This window comes from Microbacterium sp. NPDC028030 (assembly GCF_040637855.1).
Taxonomy (GTDB): Bacteria; Actinomycetota; Actinomycetes; order Actinomycetales; family Microbacteriaceae; genus Microbacterium.
In genome coordinates, this window is the sequence record NZ_JBEZXF010000001.1 from 176,894 (window position 1) to 197,054 (window position 20,161).

Annotated in this window: 17 protein-coding genes; 7 read left to right on the forward strand and 10 right to left on the reverse strand. The window is 70.4% G+C overall.

All coding sequences use genetic code 11. From position 1 onward, the window contains the following. Positions 1-22 precede the first annotated feature (22 nt). Positions 23-1,135: a glycoside hydrolase family 15 protein gene (locus AB0E56_RS00775; RefSeq protein WP_359796210.1), complete on the forward strand. Its 1,113-nt coding sequence runs from the start codon at positions 23-25 to the stop codon at positions 1,133-1,135. After that, positions 1,132-3,378: a TIM-barrel domain-containing protein gene (locus AB0E56_RS00780; RefSeq protein ID WP_359796211.1), complete on the forward strand. Its 2,247-nt coding sequence runs from the start codon at positions 1,132-1,134 to the stop codon at positions 3,376-3,378. The genes AB0E56_RS00775 and AB0E56_RS00780 overlap by 4 nt, the downstream gene beginning before the upstream one ends. Positions 3,379-3,386: 8 nt before the next feature. Here the strand turns inward: AB0E56_RS00780 and AB0E56_RS00785 are convergent, their stop codons facing one another. Further along, complete coding sequence (locus AB0E56_RS00785) at positions 3,387-4,121, reverse strand: GTP pyrophosphokinase family protein (protein ID WP_359796212.1); 735 nt, start codon at positions 4,119-4,121, stop codon at positions 3,387-3,389. Between the two features lie 99 nt (positions 4,122-4,220). After that, the gene (locus AB0E56_RS00790) at positions 4,221-4,925 is read right to left on the reverse strand and encodes a response regulator transcription factor (protein ID WP_359796213.1); all 705 of its coding nucleotides are present in this window, start codon (positions 4,923-4,925) and stop codon (positions 4,221-4,223) included. A 411-nt stretch (positions 4,926-5,336) separates the two neighbouring features. Between AB0E56_RS00790 and AB0E56_RS00795 the strand changes: the two genes are divergently transcribed. Both AB0E56_RS00795 and AB0E56_RS00800 read left to right on the forward strand, forming a co-directional pair. After that, entirely contained in the window at positions 5,337-7,229 is a 1,893-nt protein-coding gene (locus AB0E56_RS00795; protein ID WP_359796214.1) for a hypothetical protein, read from the forward strand. Continuing rightward, the gene (locus tag AB0E56_RS00800) at positions 7,226-9,295 is read left to right on the forward strand and encodes an ATP-binding protein (RefSeq protein WP_359796215.1); all 2,070 of its coding nucleotides are present in this window, start codon (positions 7,226-7,228) and stop codon (positions 9,293-9,295) included. The genes AB0E56_RS00795 and AB0E56_RS00800 overlap by 4 nt, the downstream gene beginning before the upstream one ends. Here AB0E56_RS00800 and AB0E56_RS00805 read toward each other — a convergent pair. The 3 genes from AB0E56_RS00805 to AB0E56_RS00815 form a co-directional block, all read right to left on the reverse strand. Continuing rightward, on the reverse strand, positions 9,276-9,767 hold the full coding sequence (locus AB0E56_RS00805) for a hypothetical protein (RefSeq protein ID WP_359796216.1): 492 nt from the start codon (positions 9,765-9,767) through the stop codon (positions 9,276-9,278). The two genes, AB0E56_RS00800 and AB0E56_RS00805, sit on opposite strands and share 20 nt — an antisense overlap. Then, the gene (locus AB0E56_RS00810; RefSeq protein WP_359796218.1) at positions 9,764-10,537 is read right to left on the reverse strand and encodes a hypothetical protein; all 774 of its coding nucleotides are present in this window, start codon (positions 10,535-10,537) and stop codon (positions 9,764-9,766) included. Before AB0E56_RS00810 ends, AB0E56_RS00805 begins: the two co-directional genes overlap by 4 nt. A 151-nt stretch (positions 10,538-10,688) precedes the next feature. After that, positions 10,689-11,762, reverse strand: coding sequence for a VanZ family protein (locus tag AB0E56_RS00815; RefSeq protein ID WP_359796219.1), 1,074 nt, complete (start codon positions 11,760-11,762; stop codon positions 10,689-10,691). Positions 11,763-11,883: 121 nt separating this feature from the next. Here AB0E56_RS00815 and AB0E56_RS00820 point away from each other — a divergent pair, with 121 nt between their 5' ends. Next, positions 11,884-13,971 carry an APC family permease gene (locus AB0E56_RS00820; protein ID WP_359796220.1) on the forward strand — a complete coding sequence of 696 codons (2,088 nt, stop codon included), beginning with the start codon at positions 11,884-11,886 and terminating at the stop codon, positions 13,969-13,971. Positions 13,972-14,007: 36 nt separating this feature from the next. Here the strand turns inward: AB0E56_RS00820 and AB0E56_RS00825 are convergent, their stop codons facing one another. Beyond that, positions 14,008-15,414 (reverse strand): PLP-dependent aminotransferase family protein, encoded by a 1,407-nt coding sequence (locus AB0E56_RS00825; RefSeq protein ID WP_359796221.1) that lies wholly within the window; start codon positions 15,412-15,414, stop codon positions 14,008-14,010. On the opposite strand from AB0E56_RS00825, the gene AB0E56_RS00830 reads away from it, so the two are divergent. Then, a complete protein-coding gene (locus AB0E56_RS00830) occupies positions 15,413-16,348 on the forward strand; it encodes a DMT family transporter (protein WP_359796222.1) in 936 nt (311 codons plus the stop codon). The genes AB0E56_RS00825 and AB0E56_RS00830 overlap by 2 nt on opposite strands. Continuing rightward, on the forward strand, positions 16,348-16,956 hold the full coding sequence (locus AB0E56_RS00835; RefSeq protein WP_359796223.1) for an FMN-binding negative transcriptional regulator: 609 nt from the start codon (positions 16,348-16,350) through the stop codon (positions 16,954-16,956). Before AB0E56_RS00830 ends, AB0E56_RS00835 begins: the two co-directional genes overlap by 1 nt. Before the next feature lie 6 nt (positions 16,957-16,962). On the opposite strand, the gene AB0E56_RS00840 is transcribed toward AB0E56_RS00835, so the two are convergent. From AB0E56_RS00840 to AB0E56_RS00855, 4 genes are all read right to left on the reverse strand, one after another. After that, positions 16,963-17,313: a PASTA domain-containing protein gene (locus AB0E56_RS00840; RefSeq protein ID WP_359796224.1), complete on the reverse strand. Its 351-nt coding sequence runs from the start codon at positions 17,311-17,313 to the stop codon at positions 16,963-16,965. A gap of 157 nt (positions 17,314-17,470) precedes the next feature. Further along, a complete protein-coding gene (locus tag AB0E56_RS00845; RefSeq protein WP_359796225.1) occupies positions 17,471-17,971 on the reverse strand; it encodes a hypothetical protein in 501 nt (166 codons plus the stop codon). A gap of 14 nt (positions 17,972-17,985) precedes the next feature. Next, on the reverse strand, positions 17,986-19,632 hold the full coding sequence (locus AB0E56_RS00850; protein ID WP_359796226.1) for a hypothetical protein: 1,647 nt from the start codon (positions 19,630-19,632) through the stop codon (positions 17,986-17,988). Continuing rightward, a complete protein-coding gene (locus tag AB0E56_RS00855; RefSeq protein WP_359796227.1) occupies positions 19,629-19,922 on the reverse strand; it encodes a hypothetical protein in 294 nt (97 codons plus the stop codon). The genes AB0E56_RS00850 and AB0E56_RS00855 overlap by 4 nt, the downstream gene beginning before the upstream one ends. Positions 19,923-20,161: the final 239 nt, after the last annotated feature.

The following is a 20,161-nucleotide window of genomic DNA, read 5'->3' on the forward strand; positions in this document are numbered from 1 at the left end:
TCCGACCCCAGGAGTCCCCACGATGACGTCCCCCGTGCACACCGACCTCGGTGCGCTCCTCGCGCACTCGCGATCCGTGATCACCTCCCTGCAGGAGCCGAACGGCGCCTATCCCGCCAGCCCCGACTTCTCCGCCTACCGCGGCTACTGCTGGTTCCGCGACGGGTCGTTCATCGCCGACGGCGTCTCGGCCGCCGGCGCCGTCGACTCCGCGAGCCGGTTCTTCGACTGGTGCTCCGACGTGCTGCTGCGGCATGCCGGCACGATCGAGGAGATCGTCGCCGCCGCGCGGGCGGGGCACCCGGTGCCGGACGATCGGATGCTCCCCGCACGCTTCACCTTCGCGGGCGACCTCGGCCACGACGACTGGTGGGACTTCCAGCTCGACGGCTACGGCACGTGGCTGTGGGCCGCCGTCGCGCACGCCGAACGCCACGGACTCGACGCGCAGCGCTGGCGCAGGGCGGCGGAGCTCACGGTCGACTACCTGGTCAGCTCGTGGCAGCGACCCTGTTTCGACTGGTGGGAGGAGCACTCCGAACAGGTGCACATCTCGACGCTGGGCTGTATCGCGGCCGGGCTCTCCGCGGCCGCATCGTCGGGCCTGATCGAGGGACCTCGCCTCGAGGCCGCACTCGACGCCCGGTCCGCGATCGACGATCTGCTGCACGGTGACGGCACGGCAGACGGACACCTGGTGAAGTGGATCGGCGACGACGCGGTCGACGGCAGCCTCAGTGCTCTGATCTCGCCGCTCGGAGTCATCCCCGCGGCCGACCCGTTGGCCGCGGGCACGATCACGGCCGTTCGCCGCGACCTGTCGATCGACGGCGGCGTGCACCGCTTCCGTGCCGACACCTTCTTCGGGGGCGGCCAATGGCCGCTGCTGACGTGCTTCCTCGGACTCGCGCAGGCAGCCGTCGGCGACCGCGACAGCGCCCGCTCGGCGCTCGAATGGGCCGCGAACACCGCCACCGCCGACCTGATGCTGCCCGAGCAGGTCGGCGCTCACCTGCTCGACCCGTCGTTCCGTCAGGAGTGGATCGACCGGTGGGGCACCGTGGCGACTCCCCTGCTGTGGAGCCATGCGATGCTGCTGCGACTCGCGGTCGAACTCGGGGAGGTCCCCGCGTGATCCGTCACCGTCCGGCCGGATCCGGTCACCCGTACTCCGACGACACCGAGCAGCGCTCGCCCGTGCATCCGGTCGCGGGCGAGCCGCTGCGGCTCGGCGTCCGCACCTCTGCCGATGCGGACGCCGTCCACGTCGAGCTGGAATGGCGGGACGCGGCCGGCACTCGCGTGGAACGGCATGCCCTCTCCGCCGTCGCCCGTTCGTCCCGCGGACAGGCGGTCGACGGTGGACACCTCGCCTCGGCGCAGGCCCGCCAGAACAGGGCCGCCGGCGGGTGGGAGCTGACCTTGCCGAGCGTCCCCTCCGGCGCGGAGCTGCGCTACCGTTTCACCGCGCAGCGCCGGGACGGTGCCGCCGAGAGCACCCGCTGGTTCTCGTGCCGGGTCGCTGCCTGGCGTCTGGGAGCCGCCGACGCCGTGCGTGTGGACGCCGCGTCATCCGCACCTGCGCGCCCGAGCGAGGTCGAGGTGCTCGATGACGGGGAGCGCATCCTCCGTGTGCGCTTCGCGCTCCCGCTGACCGAGGGCGAGCACGTCACGGGCTTCGGCGAGCGCTTCGACACGGTGGACCACCGCGGGCAGCGGCTGGATTCCATGGTGTTCGAGCAGTACAAGAGCCAGGGCGCGCATCGCCGCACGTACCTGCCCATGCCCTTCGCGCACGTCGTCGGGGGCGCGGGGTGGGGCTTCCATGTGCGCACCTCGCGACGCGTGTGGTTCGACATCGGCGCCTCCGACGCGTCACGTCTGGTCGTCGAGGCCGAGACGGACGCTGTCGCCGAGGCCGCCGCCATCGAGCTCGCCCTCTACGGCGGCACTCCGACTGCGGTGCTCGACGCCTTCCTCGCCGAGGTCGGGCGTCCGACAGAGCTGCCCGACTGGGTGTTCCGACTGTGGGCCAGCGGCAACGAGTGGAACACGCAGGCCGAGGTCGAGCGGCAGATGGCGCTGCACCGCGAGCACGACATCCCGGTCGGCTCCGTCGTGATCGAAGCCTGGAGCGACGAGAGCACCTTCACGGCGTTCCGCGACGCCCGGTACGAGGTGCGCGCCGACGGCGGTCCGTTGCGGTTGGACGACTTCGACTTCCCCTCCGAGGGCGCATGGCCCGACCCCAAGGGCATGGTTGACGCCCTGCACGCCGACGACGTCCGAGTGCACCTATGGCAGATCCCGCTCATGAAGATGCGCCCGCATCCGCAGGGGCAGGCGCGCGCCGACGCGGATGCCGCGATCAGAGAGGACGTGCTGATCAAGGAGGTCGCCCCCGACGGGTCGCTTCGGCCCTACCGCAACCGCGGCTGGTGGTTCCCGCTGGGACTCATGCCCGATCTGACCGATGAGCGCGCTGCACGGTGGTGGACCGAGAAGCGCCGCTACCTCGTGGAGGAGGTCGGCATCGACGGGTTCAAGACCGACGGGGGCGAGCACGCGTGGGGCGCGGACCTGCGCTACCTCGACGGCAGCCACGGCGACGTGTCGAACAACCTGTTCCCCGTCGCCTATGCCGCGGCATACGGACGACTGCTCGCGTCGGCGGGCAAGGCGCCGGTGACCTTCAGCCGTGCGGGCTTCACGGGCTCGCAGGCGCACGGTGCGTTCTGGGCGGGCGACGAGAACTCGACGTGGGAGGCGTTCCGGTGGTCGATGCTCGCCGGGCTCTCGGCCGCAGCAAGCGGCGTCCTCTACTGGGGGTGGGACATCGCCGGGTTCTCGGGCGACATCCCCGATCCTGAGCTCTACGTGCGGGCGATGGCCGCGAGCGTGTTCGTGCCGATCATGCAGTACCACTCGGAGTTCAACCACCACCGGCTGCCCTCGCGCGACCGCACGCCGTGGAACATCGCCGAGCGCACGGGGGACGACGCCGTGATCGCCGAGGTGCGGCAGCTCGTGCACCTTCGCGAGCGTCTGGTGCCGTATCTCGCCGCACAGGCGCGGGAGTCGATCCGCACGAGCCGCCCGCTCATGCGACCCCTGTACTTCGACCACCCCGGTGACGAGCAGGTGTGGGCGCATCCGATCCAGTGGATGCTGGGCGAGGCGCTCCTGGTCGCGCCGGTGCTCGAGCCAGGGGTCTCCGCGTCGACCGTGTACCTGCCGCCCGGCGAGTGGATCGACGTGTGGACCGGGAGCGCTGTACGCGGTGGGGCGGTGGTGACCGCTTCGACGACGCGCGACCGCGTCCCTGTGTTCGCGCGCGCCGAGTCCTGGCCCGCACTCGCCTCGGTGTTCGGGGACTGAGCTCCGGCTCAGACGCCGACGACTCGAGGGCTCTCGGGGGCCGCGGGCGACGTGCGCGGGGCGGGCGGGGGCGCCGGAGCGAGCTGGCGCTGCGGCACGCCGTGGGCTTCGCGGTGCAGCCGCTCCATCCGGCTGTCGAGCTCGGCGGCGGCGTCTGCGGCATCCGACAGACTGTCGACGAGGTGCGAGGGCACCTGGTTCGAGAACTTGTAGTAGATCTTGTGCTCGAGGCTGGCCCAGAAGTCCATCGCGATCGTGCGGAACTGCACCTCGACCGGCACCGACAGGGCGCCGGTGGAGAGGAAGACGGGCACCTCGATGATCGCGTGCAGGCTCTTGTATCCGTTCGCCTTCGGGTGCGCGATGTAGTCCTTGACCGTGCGCACCGTGATGTCGTCCTGCGCCGTGAGCAGGTCGAACAGGCGGTAGACGTCGGCCACGAAGCTGCAGGTCACACGGACGCCGGCGATGTCGGTGATGTCGGCACGGATGCGGTCGAAGTCGGGCTCGTCGATGCCCTTGCGGGCGAGCTTCTCGACGATGCTGTCCGGCGACTTCAGCCGGCTCTTCACGTGCTCGATCGGGTTGTACGCGTGGTCGTGTGTGAACTCGTCACGGAGGATCGAGATCTTCGTCTCGACCTCACGCATCCCGAACTCGTACTCGCGCAGGAACCGCTGCAGCTCGTCGCGCAGCTCGCGGGCGTGGTTGATCGTGTCCTCGGTGACGTGAACGGTCGTCATGCCCTCGACGTTACGCGTTCGTGATCGGAAACCGCTGTGGATCCCCGATGTCCCTACGATTCCCGAACGGGTTGACGCGGCGTTCCCTGTCGCTCGCGGTCAGGCCTCGGCAGGCGGCGCATCCTGACCCAGACCCGCTTCGCGCGCCCGGACGATCAGCGCACTGCGATCGGACACCGCCAGCTTCGCGAGGATGCCGGACAGGTAGTTGCGCACGGTCTTCGACGACAGCACGAGCCGGCGCGCGACCGCCTGGTTGTCGAGGCCCCGGGCGATGAGGTCGAGCACCTCGCGCTCGCGGTGCGTGAGCTCGGGAAACACCACGGGGCCGGTCGTCCGCGCCCCGGAGAGCAGCTCGATCGCCCGCCGCCCGATCTCCGCCGTGAGCAGCACATCGCCGGAAGCCACCGCCCGCAGTCCCCGCTCGATCTCGTCGGGCAGTGCGCTCTTGAGGAGGTATCCGCGAGCACCGGCACGCAGAGCGGCGAACACCGAGTCGTCGTCGCCGAGCATCGTCACGATGAGCACACCGATGCCAGGGGCCGCCCGCACGATGCGGCGCGTGGCCTCGATGCCCGACCCCGCACCGAGGTCGACATCCATGAGGACGACATCCGGCTGAGCGGCGAGCACCCCGTCGACGGCCTCGTCCTCGGTGCCGGCCCGGCCGACCACCTGGAAGCCCTCGATCGATTCGAGGAAGCTCGACATGCCGAACGCGAAGACCGGATGATCATCCACGACGAAAATGCGCACGGCGCTCTCCGACTCCGACGGGTCTCGGTCGATCGGGTGCTCCGGCATGCCGCTCACGCTAGCGCTCCCCCGGCCGTCGCGCACCAGGAGTACGGGCCGCACCCGGAGCGCGGTGCCGGCTTCCCGGTGGGAGCAGCCCCATCTGCTCCCACCGGGGCCGCGGTGCCGTCCGACCGGCGCGAAGCGGTCGGCGCCCACCCGGACCGGCGGCCCCACGACGCCGGCGGGTGCCGACCGCGCGCCGCCCCCATGCTCGCGCAGACCGTCCCGTTCGACCGCGCATGGCCCCTCCTCCCGCCGACGCGACCCCGTCGACCTGTGCCGAGGCTAGGCGTCCCGATGTCCCAGCCGAGAGGGCACCGGGTCCTGAAGCGCCGGGCGATCCGGCCCGGGACGCCGAGAACGCTGGCTTCGGCGGCCGCCCGTCCGGCACACTGAGGCCCGGAGAGAGGAATGCCCGTGTCCACGACGGCCGCACCACGACGCGCGACGGCGGCGGCGCCGCGCGCCACGCGAGCCCTGCCGGCTGTGCTCGTGCTGTCCCTCTCCTGGGCACCCGCCCTGATCGGGATGCTGCTGTGCCTCGCGTCGGCATCCGGTGTCGAGGCCGTCGGCACACTCAGCGCCGCCCTCGCATTCGGCGGCGCTGCTGCGCTCCTCCCGGTGCGGGGCGGTCACGGCGGACGTGGGGGTCCGCTACTCCCTCTCGCGCTCGCCGTGACTGCCGTCGGCGCCGGCGCATCGACCCTCGCATCCGGACTCCGGGCGGCGGGACTCGACGGCGGGCTCTGGCTCGACCTGCTGGGGGTGGCGTGGATGCCGGGAGGCCTCACCGTCGCGGGTGTGCTGGGGGCCGCGGTCATGCTCCGCTCGCGTTCCCTCCTCGCGGCGGGGACGCTGCTCTCCACCGTGATCGCTGTCGTGAGCGTCGCGGAGCTCCAGGCCGGTCACGCCCTCCCGTTCGCGCTGCCGCTGTGGATCGTGTGGCTCGCTCTCGCCCTCGGAGCGGGGCTGATGATCCTGTGGGCGGCCGCGCGAGGAACGTCGCCCGACCGCGAGGCTGCGCTCTGGCTGGCGATCGCGCATTTCGCTCTGCTGCTCTCCGGCGTCGGCGGTTACATCGTCGGCGACGAAGGCGGCCCCTCTCTCGTCGCCACCGCCTTCGCCGCGGCATTCCTTCCGGCTGGCGTGCTGTTCGCCGCCGCCTCCTTCGTGCTGACGGCCATCGCGCGCGCACCGGATGCCGTGGATCCTCCCCTGGCGCGCTTCGCCGTGGGCGTCCTGCTCGTCTCGGCCCTGCTGGTCGCCTACGGTGCGATCGCGGCGACCGCGGCCCAGCTCGCACCCCTCACGCCGACCAGCGGAGGGATGATCGCCGTCGTGCTGCTGGCCGTAGCGGCCGAGCCCGCACGCCGAGGCATCCAGCGCGCCGTCGACCAGCTGCTGTACGGGCGATCCGCGGACCCGCGCGCCCTGCTCCGCACGGTCAGCGCCGAGATCGCCGGCGGAGAGAGCGGATCTCTCGGCGCCCTGGCCGCGGCACTGCGGCAGTCGTTGCGACTCGGCGGCGTGGCGATCACGTCGACCGGTGACGGCGCTCGCGCAGAGGCGGGAGCCGTCGATCCGGCGACCCGCCAGGTGATCACGCTGTTCGCGGCAGACGGGGTGTGCGGCACGGTCGAGGTGTGCGGGACCGCCGGGCGCCGCGTCGAGCCGCGCACGATCGACGCGCTCCGTCGGATCGGAGGCGTGCTGAGCGTCGCGGTTCTCCTCGCCGCTATCAACGAGGGTCTTCGCGACGCGAGAGATCGAGCCAGGCAGATCGCCGCGAGCGAGCGGCGATTCGCCCGTGCCGAGATCGAAGCCGGGATCGAGCCCGCGCTGGCCCGGATCCGCCGCGACCTCGAACGACTGCCGGACGCACCCGATCCGGCAGCGGTGCTCGGGCGTGCGGCCTCGGCGTTGCAGGCGGCCACCACCGAAGTCCGCGACCTGGCACGGACGCTGCTTCCCGGCTCGCTCGACGCGGGCGACCTGCCGGGCGCCCTCGCAGAGCTCGGGGCACGCTTCGACAGCCCGGCGCTGCACACCGCGGTGCACGTGGCGCCCGAGCATCCGGAGGCGGTCTACCACCTGGTCGCCGAGGCCATGCTACGGGCGAGACGGAGAGGCGGAGTCGACAGTATCGACGTGACCGTGCTCTCGTCAGACCGGTGGGCGTTGCGCGTCGTGGGTGAGCGGACCCGTACGCGGCCGATCCTCCGTGCGCTCCACGACCGCGCGAAGGAGACGGGGTACCGCACAGATCATCAGGGCCCACCCGACTCCGTCACCGTGAGAGGTCGATCGTGAACCGGCCGGCACCCGCACGGACCGCGGCCGCTCTCGCCGTCCTGATCCCGGCGTGGGGGTTCGCGACGGCCTCGATCGTCCTCGCGTGGATCTTCCAACTGCCAGCGGCGCCGGTCGAAGGCACCTTCCTCTCCCCGGCGCCCCCGGAGGCGCAGGCGCGCTTCGACGACATCGGGGTCGCGGTGGCGTTCGTGTACGCCCCGCTCGCCGCGGTGCTGCTCCTGCGGCGTCCGCAGCCCGTCGCGATCCTGACTGGTGTGCACGCCGTCGGTTCGGGGCTCGCGGCGTTCGGGGTGCAGTACGGTCTGCTGGCACTCGCGCACCCCTCCCTTCCGCTGGCCGGGTTCTTCGCCTACGCCGGCGGGTGGGCGTTCGTGCCCGGCACCTTCCTGACCGCGATCGTGCCGTTGCTGCTCCTCCCGAGCCGACGGAGCATGTTGCGCCGCATGCTCGTGCGGGTCGTCACGGTCGCCGCGGTCGTGGCGACGGTCTCGTCGATGACGCAGCAGGGTCGCGGTCCGCTCGACAACCCGCTCGCTCCGGCCTGGCCCGCCTACCAGGCCGTGCTGCCCCTCGCCTATGCGGTCGCGGCGACGCTGACGATGTGCTGTTCGCTGGTGGTGGCGGGCATCCTCGCCCGACACGCGATGACCGTGCGACGGGAGGAGCGGTCACCGCTGCTCTGGCTGCTGGTCGGGCACGTCTTCCTCACGGCCTCCTACGTGGTGACCGTGCTGCCCTCGTCGCTGCAGCTCGCGGGACCGGTCTGGCTGTTCGGCACGATCGCGCCCATCATCGGCCAGATCTTCTACCCATCGGCGATCCTGGTGATGGGACTGCAGCACCGCCTCCGAGGTGTCGACGTCGCCGTGAGCGCTGTGCTCACGACCAGCATCCTCGCCGTCCTGGCCGCGGGCGGATACCTGCTCACTGTCACGGCGCTGGAGAGTCTCGGGCCGGCGACGCCGCTCGCCGTCTTCACGACGGCCGCCGTGATCGCGATCGGCCTCCTGCCTGCCCGACGCCTCATCCACCGCCGCGTGGACCGGCTCGTGTACGGCGAATCGGGTGCTCCGGAACGCCTCGTGCACACGCTCGGCGCTGAGGTCGCCGAGATCGCGACCGGCAGCGACGGGTTGCGTGCGCTGGCGTCGGCGCTGCGCCGCACGCTGCGACTCGGCTCCGTGCGCATCAGCACCGGATCCGACGGGACCGCTGATCCCGTCGGCGTGCTCGTGGGGAACCCGGTCGGAGAGCCGACGCACTTCCGGCTGCACGCCGGATCCGGCACCACGGGTGCGATCGCCGAACTCGTCGTCACCGGCTCGGATCCCGACCTCCCGGTGGGCCGTCGCGCGCGGGAGACCATCGCCGACCTCGCCCCCGTGATCGGCGTCGTCGTGCGACTCGCCGCAGCCTCCTCCGCGCTGGATCTCGCGCGGAGGAACGCGGCCGAGGCCCGGCACGCCGAAAGGCGGGCACTGCGCAGGGAGCTGCACGACGGCCTGGGGCCGGCGCTCGCGGGGGCGGGGTTCTCGATCGCCGCGGCCTCGAACCATCTCGCGCGCGGCGACCGCGGTGCCGCCGAACTCGCCGCCGCCAGGGTCGGCATGCTCCTCGGCGCGCAATCCGAGACGCTGGCTGGTCTCGCCCGCGGCGGCACAGCGGACGTGCACGACCTCGTCGGCGAACTGGAGGTGCTCATCGCGTCGTTCGCCGGGGCCCGCGCGGGAGTGCGTCTGCGTGTGGCGACGGACGTCGGCCTCGACCCGCGACGCTCAGGAATCCTGCTGCGCATCGCGGCGGAAGCCGTGGTGAACGCGGTGCGGCATGCCGAGGCGGAGTCGGTCGTGGTGACGGTCGGCGGCGATGACGGTGCGATCCTGTGCGTGCAGGACGACGGACGGGGGCTCGACATCCGGACGGGCACGGGGGTCGGACTCGCCTCGATGCGCGAATGGGCCGAGGAGTCCGGGCTCCGCGTTCGGTGGGAGCAACCGTCGGGCGGCGGCACGCGCGTCGTGGTGTGCGCCGCCGCCCCGTCCGCTATCCCACCGGCTGGATGACGACGACGACCGTCCCCGTGCCCGGCTGGACCTGGAAGCCGATCCCCGCGCCGTCGCCGGTCAGCATCTCGCCTCCGGTCGGCGAGGGCGTGCGCTCGGTCGCGTATCCCGCGAGTGCCTGCTCGTAATGTGTCAGCACCGCGGACGCCTCGGCGTCGGTGACGTACGACAGCGACTCCGTCGCGGCGTCGCCCAGCCCGGACGACGTCAGGCAGAGCGTGGACCCGGGCGGAGGATCGGGCCAGTCCGCGGGGAGCGCCTCCACGTCCGAGAGGTCGGGCGCTGCGAATGCCTGCGGAAAAGCGGTCGCGCACTCTTCCGGCACGTCGGACTGCGCGTTCTCGGACGTCTCGTCGCTCTCGGCGACGGGATCCGGCGAAGCGGGTGCCGTGTCCGTCGCCGAGCACCCGGCGAGAGCGAGGAGCACCGCAGCGAGGGCCAGGCCGGCCGCGGATGCCCACGGCCGCCTCATCGGAGCGGCTCCGCACCGGATGCCGCCTCGGGCGCCACGGCAGCACGAGCCTCGGCCCCGGCCGCGACGGCCACTCCGCGCTTGCCGACGAGCAGCCACAGCGACGCGAAGGCCAGGCCGAGTCCACCAACGGGTCCTGCCAGTCCGGGGACGCCCGTCACGATGTATCCGGCCGCCACGAGCAGAACGATCCCGGCGAGCAGGGTCCCCAGGATGCGGGAGACCGAGCGCTCCACCCAGGCCATGGTGGCGAGCGCCCCCAGCGACACGAGCACCCCGAACCACGGGATGAAGGCACCGAAGTCGGTCAGGGCGTAGAAGATGAGGAGCCCCTCGTCGCCGAAGCTGCCGAACTCGGGACCGCCGTGTCCGTACAGGGCGAGGGAGCCCTTCCACCCGTACCCGAACGTGAGTCCGGCGGCGGAGGTGATGAGCCCCGCGGCGAAGACCCGCGCGGCGACCGAACCCGGTGTCCGCTCCGTGCGGACACGCCAGGCTCCATGGAACACCAGGAGGCACGCGACCGCGGCGAACCCGAACAGGAAGCCCAGTCGATTGCCCATCGGATCGAGGTTCGGCATGTCCTCCGCGGCGGCGATGAGCACTCCGCCCCGCTCGTAGTCGGCCTCGGTCCAGGGGCGCACATCGAAGAGGATCGTGGCGATGAGGCCGAAGAGTCCGGCGGCGACACCCCACAGCAGCCAGAGGCGCCCTGCACGAGGAGCGGGCGAGCGAGTGCCGCGATGACGCGCGGCGGTGAGTTGAGACATGGGTCTCTCCTGTTCTGTCGGTGCGCCCCCAGCGGACGCTCCGCCACTCTCCGCGTCCGGGCGTCCCGGGCATCAGGGGCCGCGGTCACGACTCTGCGGGCGACCTCGGCAGGACGTCTGGCTGGCCGGCGGCGACGACGTGGCGCCGGCGTTACCGGGAGCTGTCCGGTCCGGCATCCGCTCTGGCATCGGAGAGCTGCTGGCCTGAAAGGAGTCCCGGCAGCCCGCGACCGAGGCGGGTCGTGAAGAGGAGGACGATCGCGACGAGGATCAGCGCGGAGGACGCGGGCTCGAACAATCCGCCGAGCAACGGGAGCGCGCCGAGTCCGCCGATGCCACCCACCCAGCGCAGGAATCGCGCGACGGGGACCGGCATCCTCGAACCCGTGTAACGCAGCTGCACCGCGAGATCGCCGACGGAGCGGCCGCCGGCGAGGATCACCACCAGCCACAGCGCCGACGCGGTGATCGTGCCGGCGGCGTTCGCGATGCGCCCGTCGAGGACCGCCGCCCGATCGTCCATCACGAACTGCAACCACAGCTGCACCGCGATGCTCACACCGAAGCTCACGAACAAGTAGCCGAGACCATCGCACAGCATCGCGAGGGCGCGGCGACCTCGGGTGACCGGACGCGCCAGGTCGGCATCGGGGCGCGCCCCACTGCCGCGCAGCGACCGCGGGACCACGAGCGCCAGCGTGCAACCGACGACCGCGCCGAGCGTGTTGGTCATGAGGTCGCCGACGTCGAAGAACCGGTACGCGCACGGGTAGACACCCCAGACGCCCGTCAGCTGCGTCGTCTCGACCAGGAGCGACAGACCGAAGCCCGCGGCGAGCGCGACCACGATGCCGCGCCCGGCGAGCACACGCACGAACACCCCGAGCGGCACGAACAGCAGCACGTTGAATGCGAGCTGCAGAAGCGCCGGGTGTCGCAGCGGGTTCCCCGGGGCCGCGAGCGCGGTCTGCACGTCGCGGACCACGGACATCGGGTCGGTGATCGCGCCGACGCACCGGATCGCGTCGGGGTCGGGCAGGGGAAGGAGCGTGTAGGTCCAGATCGCCCAGAAGTAGATCAGGGCAGAGAGCCAGAGGATCGTGCGGCCGAATCCCAGTCGTCCGCGCCGACGGTAGCTGATCGCCACGAAGGGGACGAAGAGCACGACGCCGAAGGCCACGCCGATCGCTATCGCGATGAAGCCGAGCAGCACCTGATCCCCCACAACGTGTCAGTGTAGGCGTCGCCGTGAGGCCCGGATGACGGCCGTAAGGATTTCGTGAGGACGGTGTATCCAGCCGTAGGGATTCCGTGAGGATCACGTGAGGACGCCGTGCGCAGGCGTAGTGTCGCCGGACGTGTCAGACGAAAACAGGGAGAGCGTGGACGCGCCGCCACGCGCGAAGCGCATCCTCATCGGGGAACCGCTGACGAGCCAGCAGGTCGACGATCAGCTGCTGCCGAAGCGGATGGCTCTGCCGATCTTCGCCTCGGATGCACTGAGCTCGGTGGCATACGCCCCGCAGGAGCTCGTGATGATCCTCCTGATCGGCGGACTGACCTTCCTGTCGTTCACGCCGCTCGTCGCCGTCGCGGTCGTGGTCCTTCTGCTCGTGGTCGTGCTCAGTTATCGGCAGCTCATCAAGGCCTATCCCTCGGGCGGCGGAGACTACGAGGTCGCCTCGAAGAACCTCGGCGAGATCCCCGGTGTGGTCGTCGCCGCGGCACTCCTCGTCGACTACGTGCTGACCGTGGCCGTGTCGGTCGCCTCGGGCGTCGACAACATCATCTCCGCGGTGCCGGGGCTCGATCCGTTCCGCGTCGAGCTCGCGGTCGGCTTCGTGATCCTGATCATCATCGTGAACCTCCGCGGCGTGCGCGAGGCCTCGCTCGTGTTCGCGATCCCGACGTACGTGTTCATCGGGTCGGTCGGGATCATGATCGTCACCAGTCTGATCCGGACGTTCCTCGGTGACGCCCCCGTCGCCTCGAGCGCCGAGTTCTCGGTGCAGGCCGAGAGCCTGAGCCAGGCCGCCGTGATCCTGCTGATCCTGCGGGCGTTCTCGAGCGGCTGCTCCGCTCTCACCGGTGTCGAAGCCGTGTCGAACGGCGTGCCGGCCTTCCGTGCCCCGAAGGTCCGCAACGCCCAGTCGACCCTGGTGCTGATGGGGACGATCGCGATCTGCCTGTTCTCGGGCCTCACCGCACTCGCGTTGATCACCGGCGTGCACTACGCCGAGAACCCCTGCGATCTGATCGGCTTCGACTGCACGAACCCGCAGCCGAGCCTGATGGCGCAGATCGCCTCGGCCACGTTCGGCGGGGGCAGCATCCCGTTCTTCATCGTCCAGGCGGCGACTGCGTGCGTGCTGCTGCTCGCCGCGAACACCGCGTTCAACGGCTTCCCTCTGCTGGGCGCCGTGCTCGCCCGTGACGGCTACGCCCCGAAGTCGCTGAACACCCGCGGCGACCGCCTCGTGTTCTCGAACGGAATGATCCTGCTGGGCATCGCCGCGATCGCGGTGCTCGTGGTGTTCCAGGCGCGGCTGACGACGCTGATCCAGCTCTACATCATCGGCGTCTTCGTCTCGTTCTCCCTCGGGCAGATCGGCATGGTCCGGCACTGGCGGCGAGTGCTGCGAGGGCCTGTGGAGGGCACGGCGGGGTCCGGCATCGACGGGGCTTCGACCTCCGACCGACGATCGGCCAAGGTGGGACTCCTCATCAACTCCGCGGGAGCGACCCTGACGGTGCTCGTCCTGGTGATCGTGACGATCACCAAGTTCACGCACGGCGCCTACCTCGTGTTCTTCGCCATCCCTGTTCTCGCCTTCCTGATGATGGGCGTGAAGCGGTACTACCGCGATGTCGAGCACGAGATCGCGATCGACGACACCACGCGCTTCGGCGCCTCGGGCGACGTCGCGATCGTGCTCGTGAATCACCTGCAGAAGCCGGTCATGAAGGCCGTCGACTATGCGATCGCCGCCAAGCACGACAAGACCCTCGCCGTGCACGTGGCCGTGTCGGCGGAGGATGCCGCGAAGGTCCAGCAGGAGTGGGCCGACCACCTCGTACCCGTCCCTCTCGTGATCGTCGAGTCGCCATACCGTTCCTTCGCCCAGCCGATCACGCAGTTCATCAAGCAGTATCGCGAGAAGCACGGCTCGTCGGTCGTGACCGTGTACCTGCCGCAGTACATCGTGGGCCACTGGTGGGAGTCGTTCCTGCACAATCGTCGTGCCCGTCGCCTCGCGAACCAGCTGATGCTCGTGCACGGGGTGTCGATCACTCTCGTGCCCTGGCTGCTCGACTCGTCGGAGCTCATCTACGGCCGCCGCTCCCGTCCCCTGCCCGGCCAGGAACGCGCGGGGCGTCCGGTGGTCGTGTCCGGTCGTCGCGCGCACCGGCCCGCCGGCCCGCCGCAGGAGTAGCGCGCGTCGTCACCCGATCCCGTCAGGCGAGCGAAGTCACGACCCGTCGAGCACCTCGCCGAGGATGCCCGCGGCTTCGGGGAACCGGGCCGGGTCGGCGTTGGCGTAGTTGAGGCGCACGAAGGCACCGGAGGGCTCGGCGGGGAACCACTCCGACCCTGGCGCGATGATCACGCCGCGCACCTCGCAGTCGCGCACGACCTGTCCGACATCGGTCCCCTCGGGCAACCGCACCCACAGGTTGAGACCGCCGACGGGCACGTGCTCGACCTGCGCGCGCGGCGCCGAGGCAGCCAGACTCGACACCAGCAGGTCGCGACGAGCGCGCAGGTGCTCACGGAACCCGCGCTGGTGTGTGCGCCACGCAGGCTGCGTGACCACGTCGAGCGCGGCGGCCTGCAGCAGACCGCTCACGTACATCGACTCGGCGGCACGGTCGGCGAGGATGCGATCCCGCGCGGGACCCCTGGCGATCACCGCCGCCACCCGCAGCGCGGGCGAGACGCTCTTCGTGAGCGAGCGCAAGTACACGACGTGGCCGTCGTCGTCCGATGCGGCGATCGGTCGTGGTTCGGCGTCGATTCCGAGGTCGTGCGCCCAGTCGTCTTCGATCAGGAAGGCGCCGTGGCGACGGACTGCCTCCAGGACGGCGGCTCCGGTGGCTGTCGTCCACTGTGCGCCGGTCGGATTGGCGAAGGTCGGCTGCGCGTAGAACGCCCGAGCGCCGGTCAGCGCGAACGCGCGCTCGACCTCGTCCGGGTCGGGACCCTGGGGTCCGGAAGGGACCGGCACCAGCACCACCCCCGCCTGTGCCGCCGCGAGCAGCGCACCCCAGTAAGTCGGCGACTCGATCAGCAGCGGCTGTCCGACGCCGACGACCGCACGGAAGATCGAGCTCAGTCCGCTCTGACTGCCCGAGATGATCAGGGCATCGCGCCCCGACGCCGGCGTCACCCCCGCCGGGGCCGAGGAGGCGAGCTCGCTCGAGAACCAGGCCTGGAGGTCGGGATTCCCGGCCGCAGGAGAGCGCGTCAGCGCGGCCTCGGATCGCGCGGCCCGTATGATCGCCTGTCGCACCAGGCGCTCCGGCAGCAGGTCTGCCGCCGGGTATCCGGAGTGCAGTCCGATGGCGTCAGGCGCCACGGTGCGCTGGGTCGACGAGAGCCCGGCGAGTCCGGCCGGCGCTGCGCCGAGAGCAGCGGTCTGCCAGCCGTAGTCGGCTGCGCGCGCGGTGGGCGTCGCCCGCACGAACGTCCCGGCGCCGGGGCGCGACTCGACAAGTCCGAGCCGGACGAGCTGCCGCATGGCCTTCTGCACCGTCACAGGGCTCGCCCCGTATTCGGCCATCAACGCCCGGTTCGAGGGGACCCTGGCTCCCGCAGACGCGGACGCGATCCAGGTACGGACTCCCGCGACGATCCGGTCACTGCTATCCTGACTCATGAAAGTAGAGAGTAGCGTTATCGCTCCGCGCACGCCAGTGCTATCGACCCGCGCCGGACTGTGGTGGGGACTCCTCGGCGTCACCGCCTTCTCCTTCACCCTCCCGTTCACGCGCGTCGCGACCGGCGGGCTGTCGCCCCTGTTCACCGGATCGGGTCGCGCCGTCGTCGCCGCGATCCTCGCGGGCATCGCCCTTGCCGCCACCCGTCAGCGGCGCCCCACAATGAGGCAGGCGGCGCGACTCGCGATCGTCGCCGGCGGCGTCGTGGCCGGGTTCCCGCTGCTCACGTCGTTCGCGATGACCACGACCCCGGCCAGTCACGGTGCGGTCGTGATCGGTCTGCTGCCCGCCGCCACCGCGGTCGCCGTGGTGCTGCGCACGGGCGAACGGCCCGCTCGTTCGTTCTGGGTCTACGCGATCCTCGGCGCCGCCGCCGCTGTCGTCTTCGCCTCACTGCAGAACGGCGGGATCGGTGCGCTCACCGGAGCCGACCTGCTGCTGTTCGGGGCCGTCCTCGCCGCCGCGGTCGGCTACGCCGAGGGCGGCCTTCTCGCCCGAGAGCTCGGGGCATGGCAGACGGTGTCGTGGGCCCTGATCGTCGCCGCTCCGCTCATGACAGCGCTGACCGTGACATCGGCGTTCGCACAGCCGCCATCCGCAACACCGGTGCAGTGGCTCGCCTTCGCCTACCTCGCCGCCGTGAGCATGCTCCTCGGCTTCTTCGCCTGGTACCGCGGCCTCGCGATCGGGCCGATGGCGCAGGTGAGTCAGATCCAGCTCGTGCAGCCGGTGATGGGCATCGCCTGGGCCGCGATCCTGCTCCACGAGCCGATCGGCTGGCCCACCGCCGTCGGCGGACTCGCCGTCATCGCCTGTGCCGCCCTGGCCGTGCGCACCCGTCTGACCACCCGCCCCCGCACCGAGGAGTCCTGATGCGACACACACCCCGCTACCTGATGACCGACCCCGAAGAGGTCAAGCGCCTGATCCGCGGCAACCCGTGGGCGACGTTCGTCTCCCCGACGAGCTCGGGCCTGATCGCCTCGCACTACCCGGCCCTGCTGCTCGAGGACGAGGACGAGATCGTGATCGCGAGCCACTTCGGACGTCCGGACGAGCAGCTGCATGAGCTCGGCCGACACGAGGTGCTGGTGATCATCCAGGGTCCGCACGACTACGTGTCGTCGAGCCTCTATGCGCCGGGCGACCTGGTCCCGACGTGGAACCACGTCACCGCGCACCTGTACGGCACCCCCGAAATCCTCGGCGAGGAGGAGAACTACGCGATGCTCACGCGTCTGACTGACCATTTCGAGAGTCGCCAGGAGCACGGTCGGCATCTGTCGGAGGACGAGCAGGGAACGCGCCGGGCGGCGAAGGGCACGGTGGGTCTGCGGATGCGCGTCGACCGCTTCGACGCGCGCGCCAAGCTCAGCCAGAACAAGACGCCCGAGGTGCGAGACACCATCACGGCACGGTTGGCGGAGACGAACCAGGCACTCGCGGCGGAGATGCGGCGGGTGAGCGGAGGTCGGACATGACCGTCTTCAGAAGTCACCGCCGGGATACGTGCGCCCCCGCAGGCGCTCGTCGGGATCGTCATCCGCATGGCTTTCGAGCGACGGCAACGGCCCGGATGACTGCGCCGGCACGTCGCTCCTGGCTTGACCATCCTCCACAAAAGTGACGCGCAGCGGACTTCCGCGCTCGACGATCGCTCCTGCCTGAGGATCTTGGCTCGTCACCCAGAAGAGCCCAGGCCAGGTACGTGCGCGGATACCAGGGCCGTCGAGATCTCCGCTCGACAGAATCAACCCGATTGCGGCCGCGGTTTCGCCGGCGATGTCCACCGGTTGGCCGACCACATCAGGAACAATCACCATCGGGCGTTCAGCCATCTCTGGTTCCTCCGATCAGCTGGGTGAGCAGAGCGTGCGCGGGATCAACTCATGGCGCGTTGAACTGCGAGGATGCGGGGGCTGACCCGAGAGGTCAACCCCCGGTGCCCTCATTCAGCAGTGAATGCCACCGCACCACCTCCTGTCCAGCCCACGCTCAGAAGTCGCCACCGGGATAGGTGCCCTCGGGGAGCGTGAAGCACACCGACCAGGAGTCGATCACGATGGTTCCTTCGTCGCCTTGCCCGAGAAGAACAGCCTCTCCCGTCGTCTTCGACTGCGCGGTCAGCGCATAGTCGCCGAAGATGTCGCGTCGATGCGACACGGTGAACTCGCCTCTGTGATGCAGCGCATCTGCGATCTGGTCCTCCAACGTTTTCAAGAGCGACTCGATCTCGACGCCGGGGACAAGAGTGACTGTGGTGATCCCCGTCCATCGGTGCCGTGCTTCATCACAACTGAACAGGCCCCCCTTCTCGTTCTGATCCACGCGAACGACATCCTTGTCCGGCACGAGGGCCGCGACCTCCCGCTCCATCGCCTGCGTCGAAGCCTTCACCTCCTCCCAGCTCTGGTCCAGGTTCCGTTCTGGTGGCACTTTCGCTCCAGAGCACCCGCATAGCCCCAACATGATTGCCACCGCCGCTACCGCCGACATACCGAGCCACCTCGTCACCTTGCTACCAGCCGCCGAATGTCTTGCAGCGCTTCCCAGTTAGCGGGATCGTCGCTCGCAATCAGGCTGTGGTTCTCCGTCAGCACCCGGAAGTAGTCGGGCGTGAGACCGTACCCCGGATGAGCGCTCCCGCCCTCGGCCTGATCGAGCACCGCGTCGTCCGGGCCGACGTAGTAGCCGCCGTGCTCGAAAGCCGGGTGAGAGCGCGGGTTGTTGCCGTCCCAGACGAGTCCCATGTGCTGTCCCTCCTGGAGAAGATCTCGATAGGAGAGGTCGGCATACACGGTGTCGGGGTCCGGGGACCATTCCGGCGGCAACCCGGCTCCGGAGAGCGAGATCACCTTGTCGAACTCGGCACCGGCGACCTCCGCGCTCGTCACGTTCGCAAGCCCCCAACTGTGCCCCAACGCATCCTGCTCCGCTGCACCGGTCGCCGGATCTGCCCGCATCCCGGCCTCGAACCGAGCCAGCTGCCGCCCTGCCTCGACGGCACGATCATGGTCGTTCGCCTCCCCGATTCGCATCGGGTTCATTCCACCCGCCTCTGAGTCCTCGCCAGGGAACTCACCGTCCTTGTAGACGAACGCGAGGGTTCCGGGCACCGCTCGCACCATTTGACCCGCGACCTGCTGCACGTCGCCGCCGTAGAAGCTCGCGAGGCTCGTGAACGTACCGGGCACATACGTGAGCACGTGCGTCGGCGCGACACTGAGATCCCCGACGACCTCGACGATGCGCGAGAAGTCGCGGTCGTACAGATACAGCTGCACCTCGCCGTGCTGCACCTTCCGGAGGTAGTCGATCTCCTTCGCGAGAAACGCCGCTCGCTCCGATCCGTCCGGCTCACGCTCACGCTCCGTCAGGGCCTCCTCGATCCATGCGGCAGCGCTCCGCTGATTCGCATGTACCCGCACAGCCGCGGGGAGGCCATCCAGCGCACCCAAGGCCGCAGGGTCCGCATCGATGAGTTCCTCCTGCAACTCGGGGTGCAGGAGCCACAGGGCGAGCACCTCCTGCGGCGAATCCGCCGCGAGCAGATCCTGCAGGAGGTCCCGCGACTCGTGCGAGAGGTTCACGCCCGCGCTCTCCCCGAGCGCGCGCACCGCTGTGTCGTAGGCCTCGTCCCATGCTCCGAAATGGAACTCGTAGCGGGTCCAGAGGTCGTCGAGCTCCTCCTCCACCCTTCGGCGATCCCTGATCAGGTCGGTCGCCAGCTCCTCTGCGGCCTGCGCGACGACCGGATCGTCGCCCTCCGCGGCAGCGAGAGCACCCCGACCCGCCTCATCCGACGCCGCGTTCAGCGCGAGCCACGACCCGTGCGCCGACTCGATCTGCTCGATCAGGTCGTTCGCCCTGTGCGCGTGCTCGTCATAGGCCCTCGCATACCTCGACAGGGCCGCCGAGAGCCTCTGAGCGACCGCGACGTGCGGGCCGATCGTCGACAGGATCTCCCGCGCGTCGGTGCGCGCGGCGGTGACCGCCCTGTCCCGCCCCGGCAGGGCTGCGGCGCGTCCTGACGCGCCGCGCAGCGTGCGAAGGTGCGCGGCCACGATCTCAACCTGATCGACCGATCGGGACATCGTGCCGACGTCGCCGGCGATCCGCTCCAGGGGGTATCCCCGCCGTGGCGAAGACAGGTTCACGGCGCGCCCTCCCCCGCGAGCTCTTCATCGAGTTCGGAGTAGGTCGCCGCGATCGCGAAGAGCGAGGCGGCGAGGGCCGATCCGGCATCGCCATGCGTGGCGGCGGCGTCGTGTAGCTCGACAATCCGGGAGTGCACCTCGACCTGCAACCCATGGCGGCCGACCGGCGCCTCCACTCCGAAGTCGCCCCCGCCGATGCGAGACACATCGAACAGGAGTCCGCTCGACGCCTCTTCACACTCGCGAGCGGACTCGTCGAGATCGCCATAGAACAGTTCCACCTTCGTCACGTGGGCAACTCTCTTCGCATGGTCGTCATATGACGACATAATAATCACATCCGTGGACATAGCGCACCACCAGCGTCGGGTTCGCAATGAGGGCGATGTCCGATCCGGGCCGCGACCGACATCCGGAAAACCGCGGCTGCCGTGAGCAACGCGCATGCATCCGCACCGGGGGCGTAGGGGAAGCGTGAGGATCGCCGTTCGCGCGCTGCCGCGGGAGTTGTATCGGATCCGTGCTCGAC

Excerpts from the sequence above, each read along its gene's own strand:
- AB0E56_RS00830 (WP_359796222.1), top strand. The coding sequence starts at position 15,413 with ATGAAAGTAGAGAGTAGCGTTATCGCTCCGCGCACGCCAGTGCTATCG.
- AB0E56_RS00840 (WP_359796224.1), bottom strand. The coding sequence starts at position 17,313 with ATGGCTGAACGCCCGATGGTGATTGTTCCTGATGTGGTCGGCCAACCG.
- AB0E56_RS00775 (WP_359796210.1), top strand. The coding sequence starts at position 23 with ATGACGTCCCCCGTGCACACCGACCTCGGTGCGCTCCTCGCGCACTCG.
- AB0E56_RS00805 (WP_359796216.1), bottom strand. The coding sequence starts at position 9,767 with ATGAGGCGGCCGTGGGCATCCGCGGCCGGCCTGGCCCTCGCTGCGGTG.
- AB0E56_RS00835 (WP_359796223.1), top strand. The coding sequence starts at position 16,348 with ATGCGACACACACCCCGCTACCTGATGACCGACCCCGAAGAGGTCAAG.
- AB0E56_RS00790 (WP_359796213.1), bottom strand. The coding sequence starts at position 4,925 with ATGCCGGAGCACCCGATCGACCGAGACCCGTCGGAGTCGGAGAGCGCC.
- AB0E56_RS00810 (WP_359796218.1), bottom strand. The coding sequence starts at position 10,537 with ATGTCTCAACTCACCGCCGCGCGTCATCGCGGCACTCGCTCGCCCGCT.
- AB0E56_RS00845 (WP_359796225.1), bottom strand. The coding sequence starts at position 17,971 with ATGTCGGCGGTAGCGGCGGTGGCAATCATGTTGGGGCTATGCGGGTGC.
- AB0E56_RS00785 (WP_359796212.1), bottom strand. The coding sequence starts at position 4,121 with ATGACGACCGTTCACGTCACCGAGGACACGATCAACCACGCCCGCGAG.
- AB0E56_RS00825 (WP_359796221.1), bottom strand. The coding sequence starts at position 15,414 with ATGAGTCAGGATAGCAGTGACCGGATCGTCGCGGGAGTCCGTACCTGG.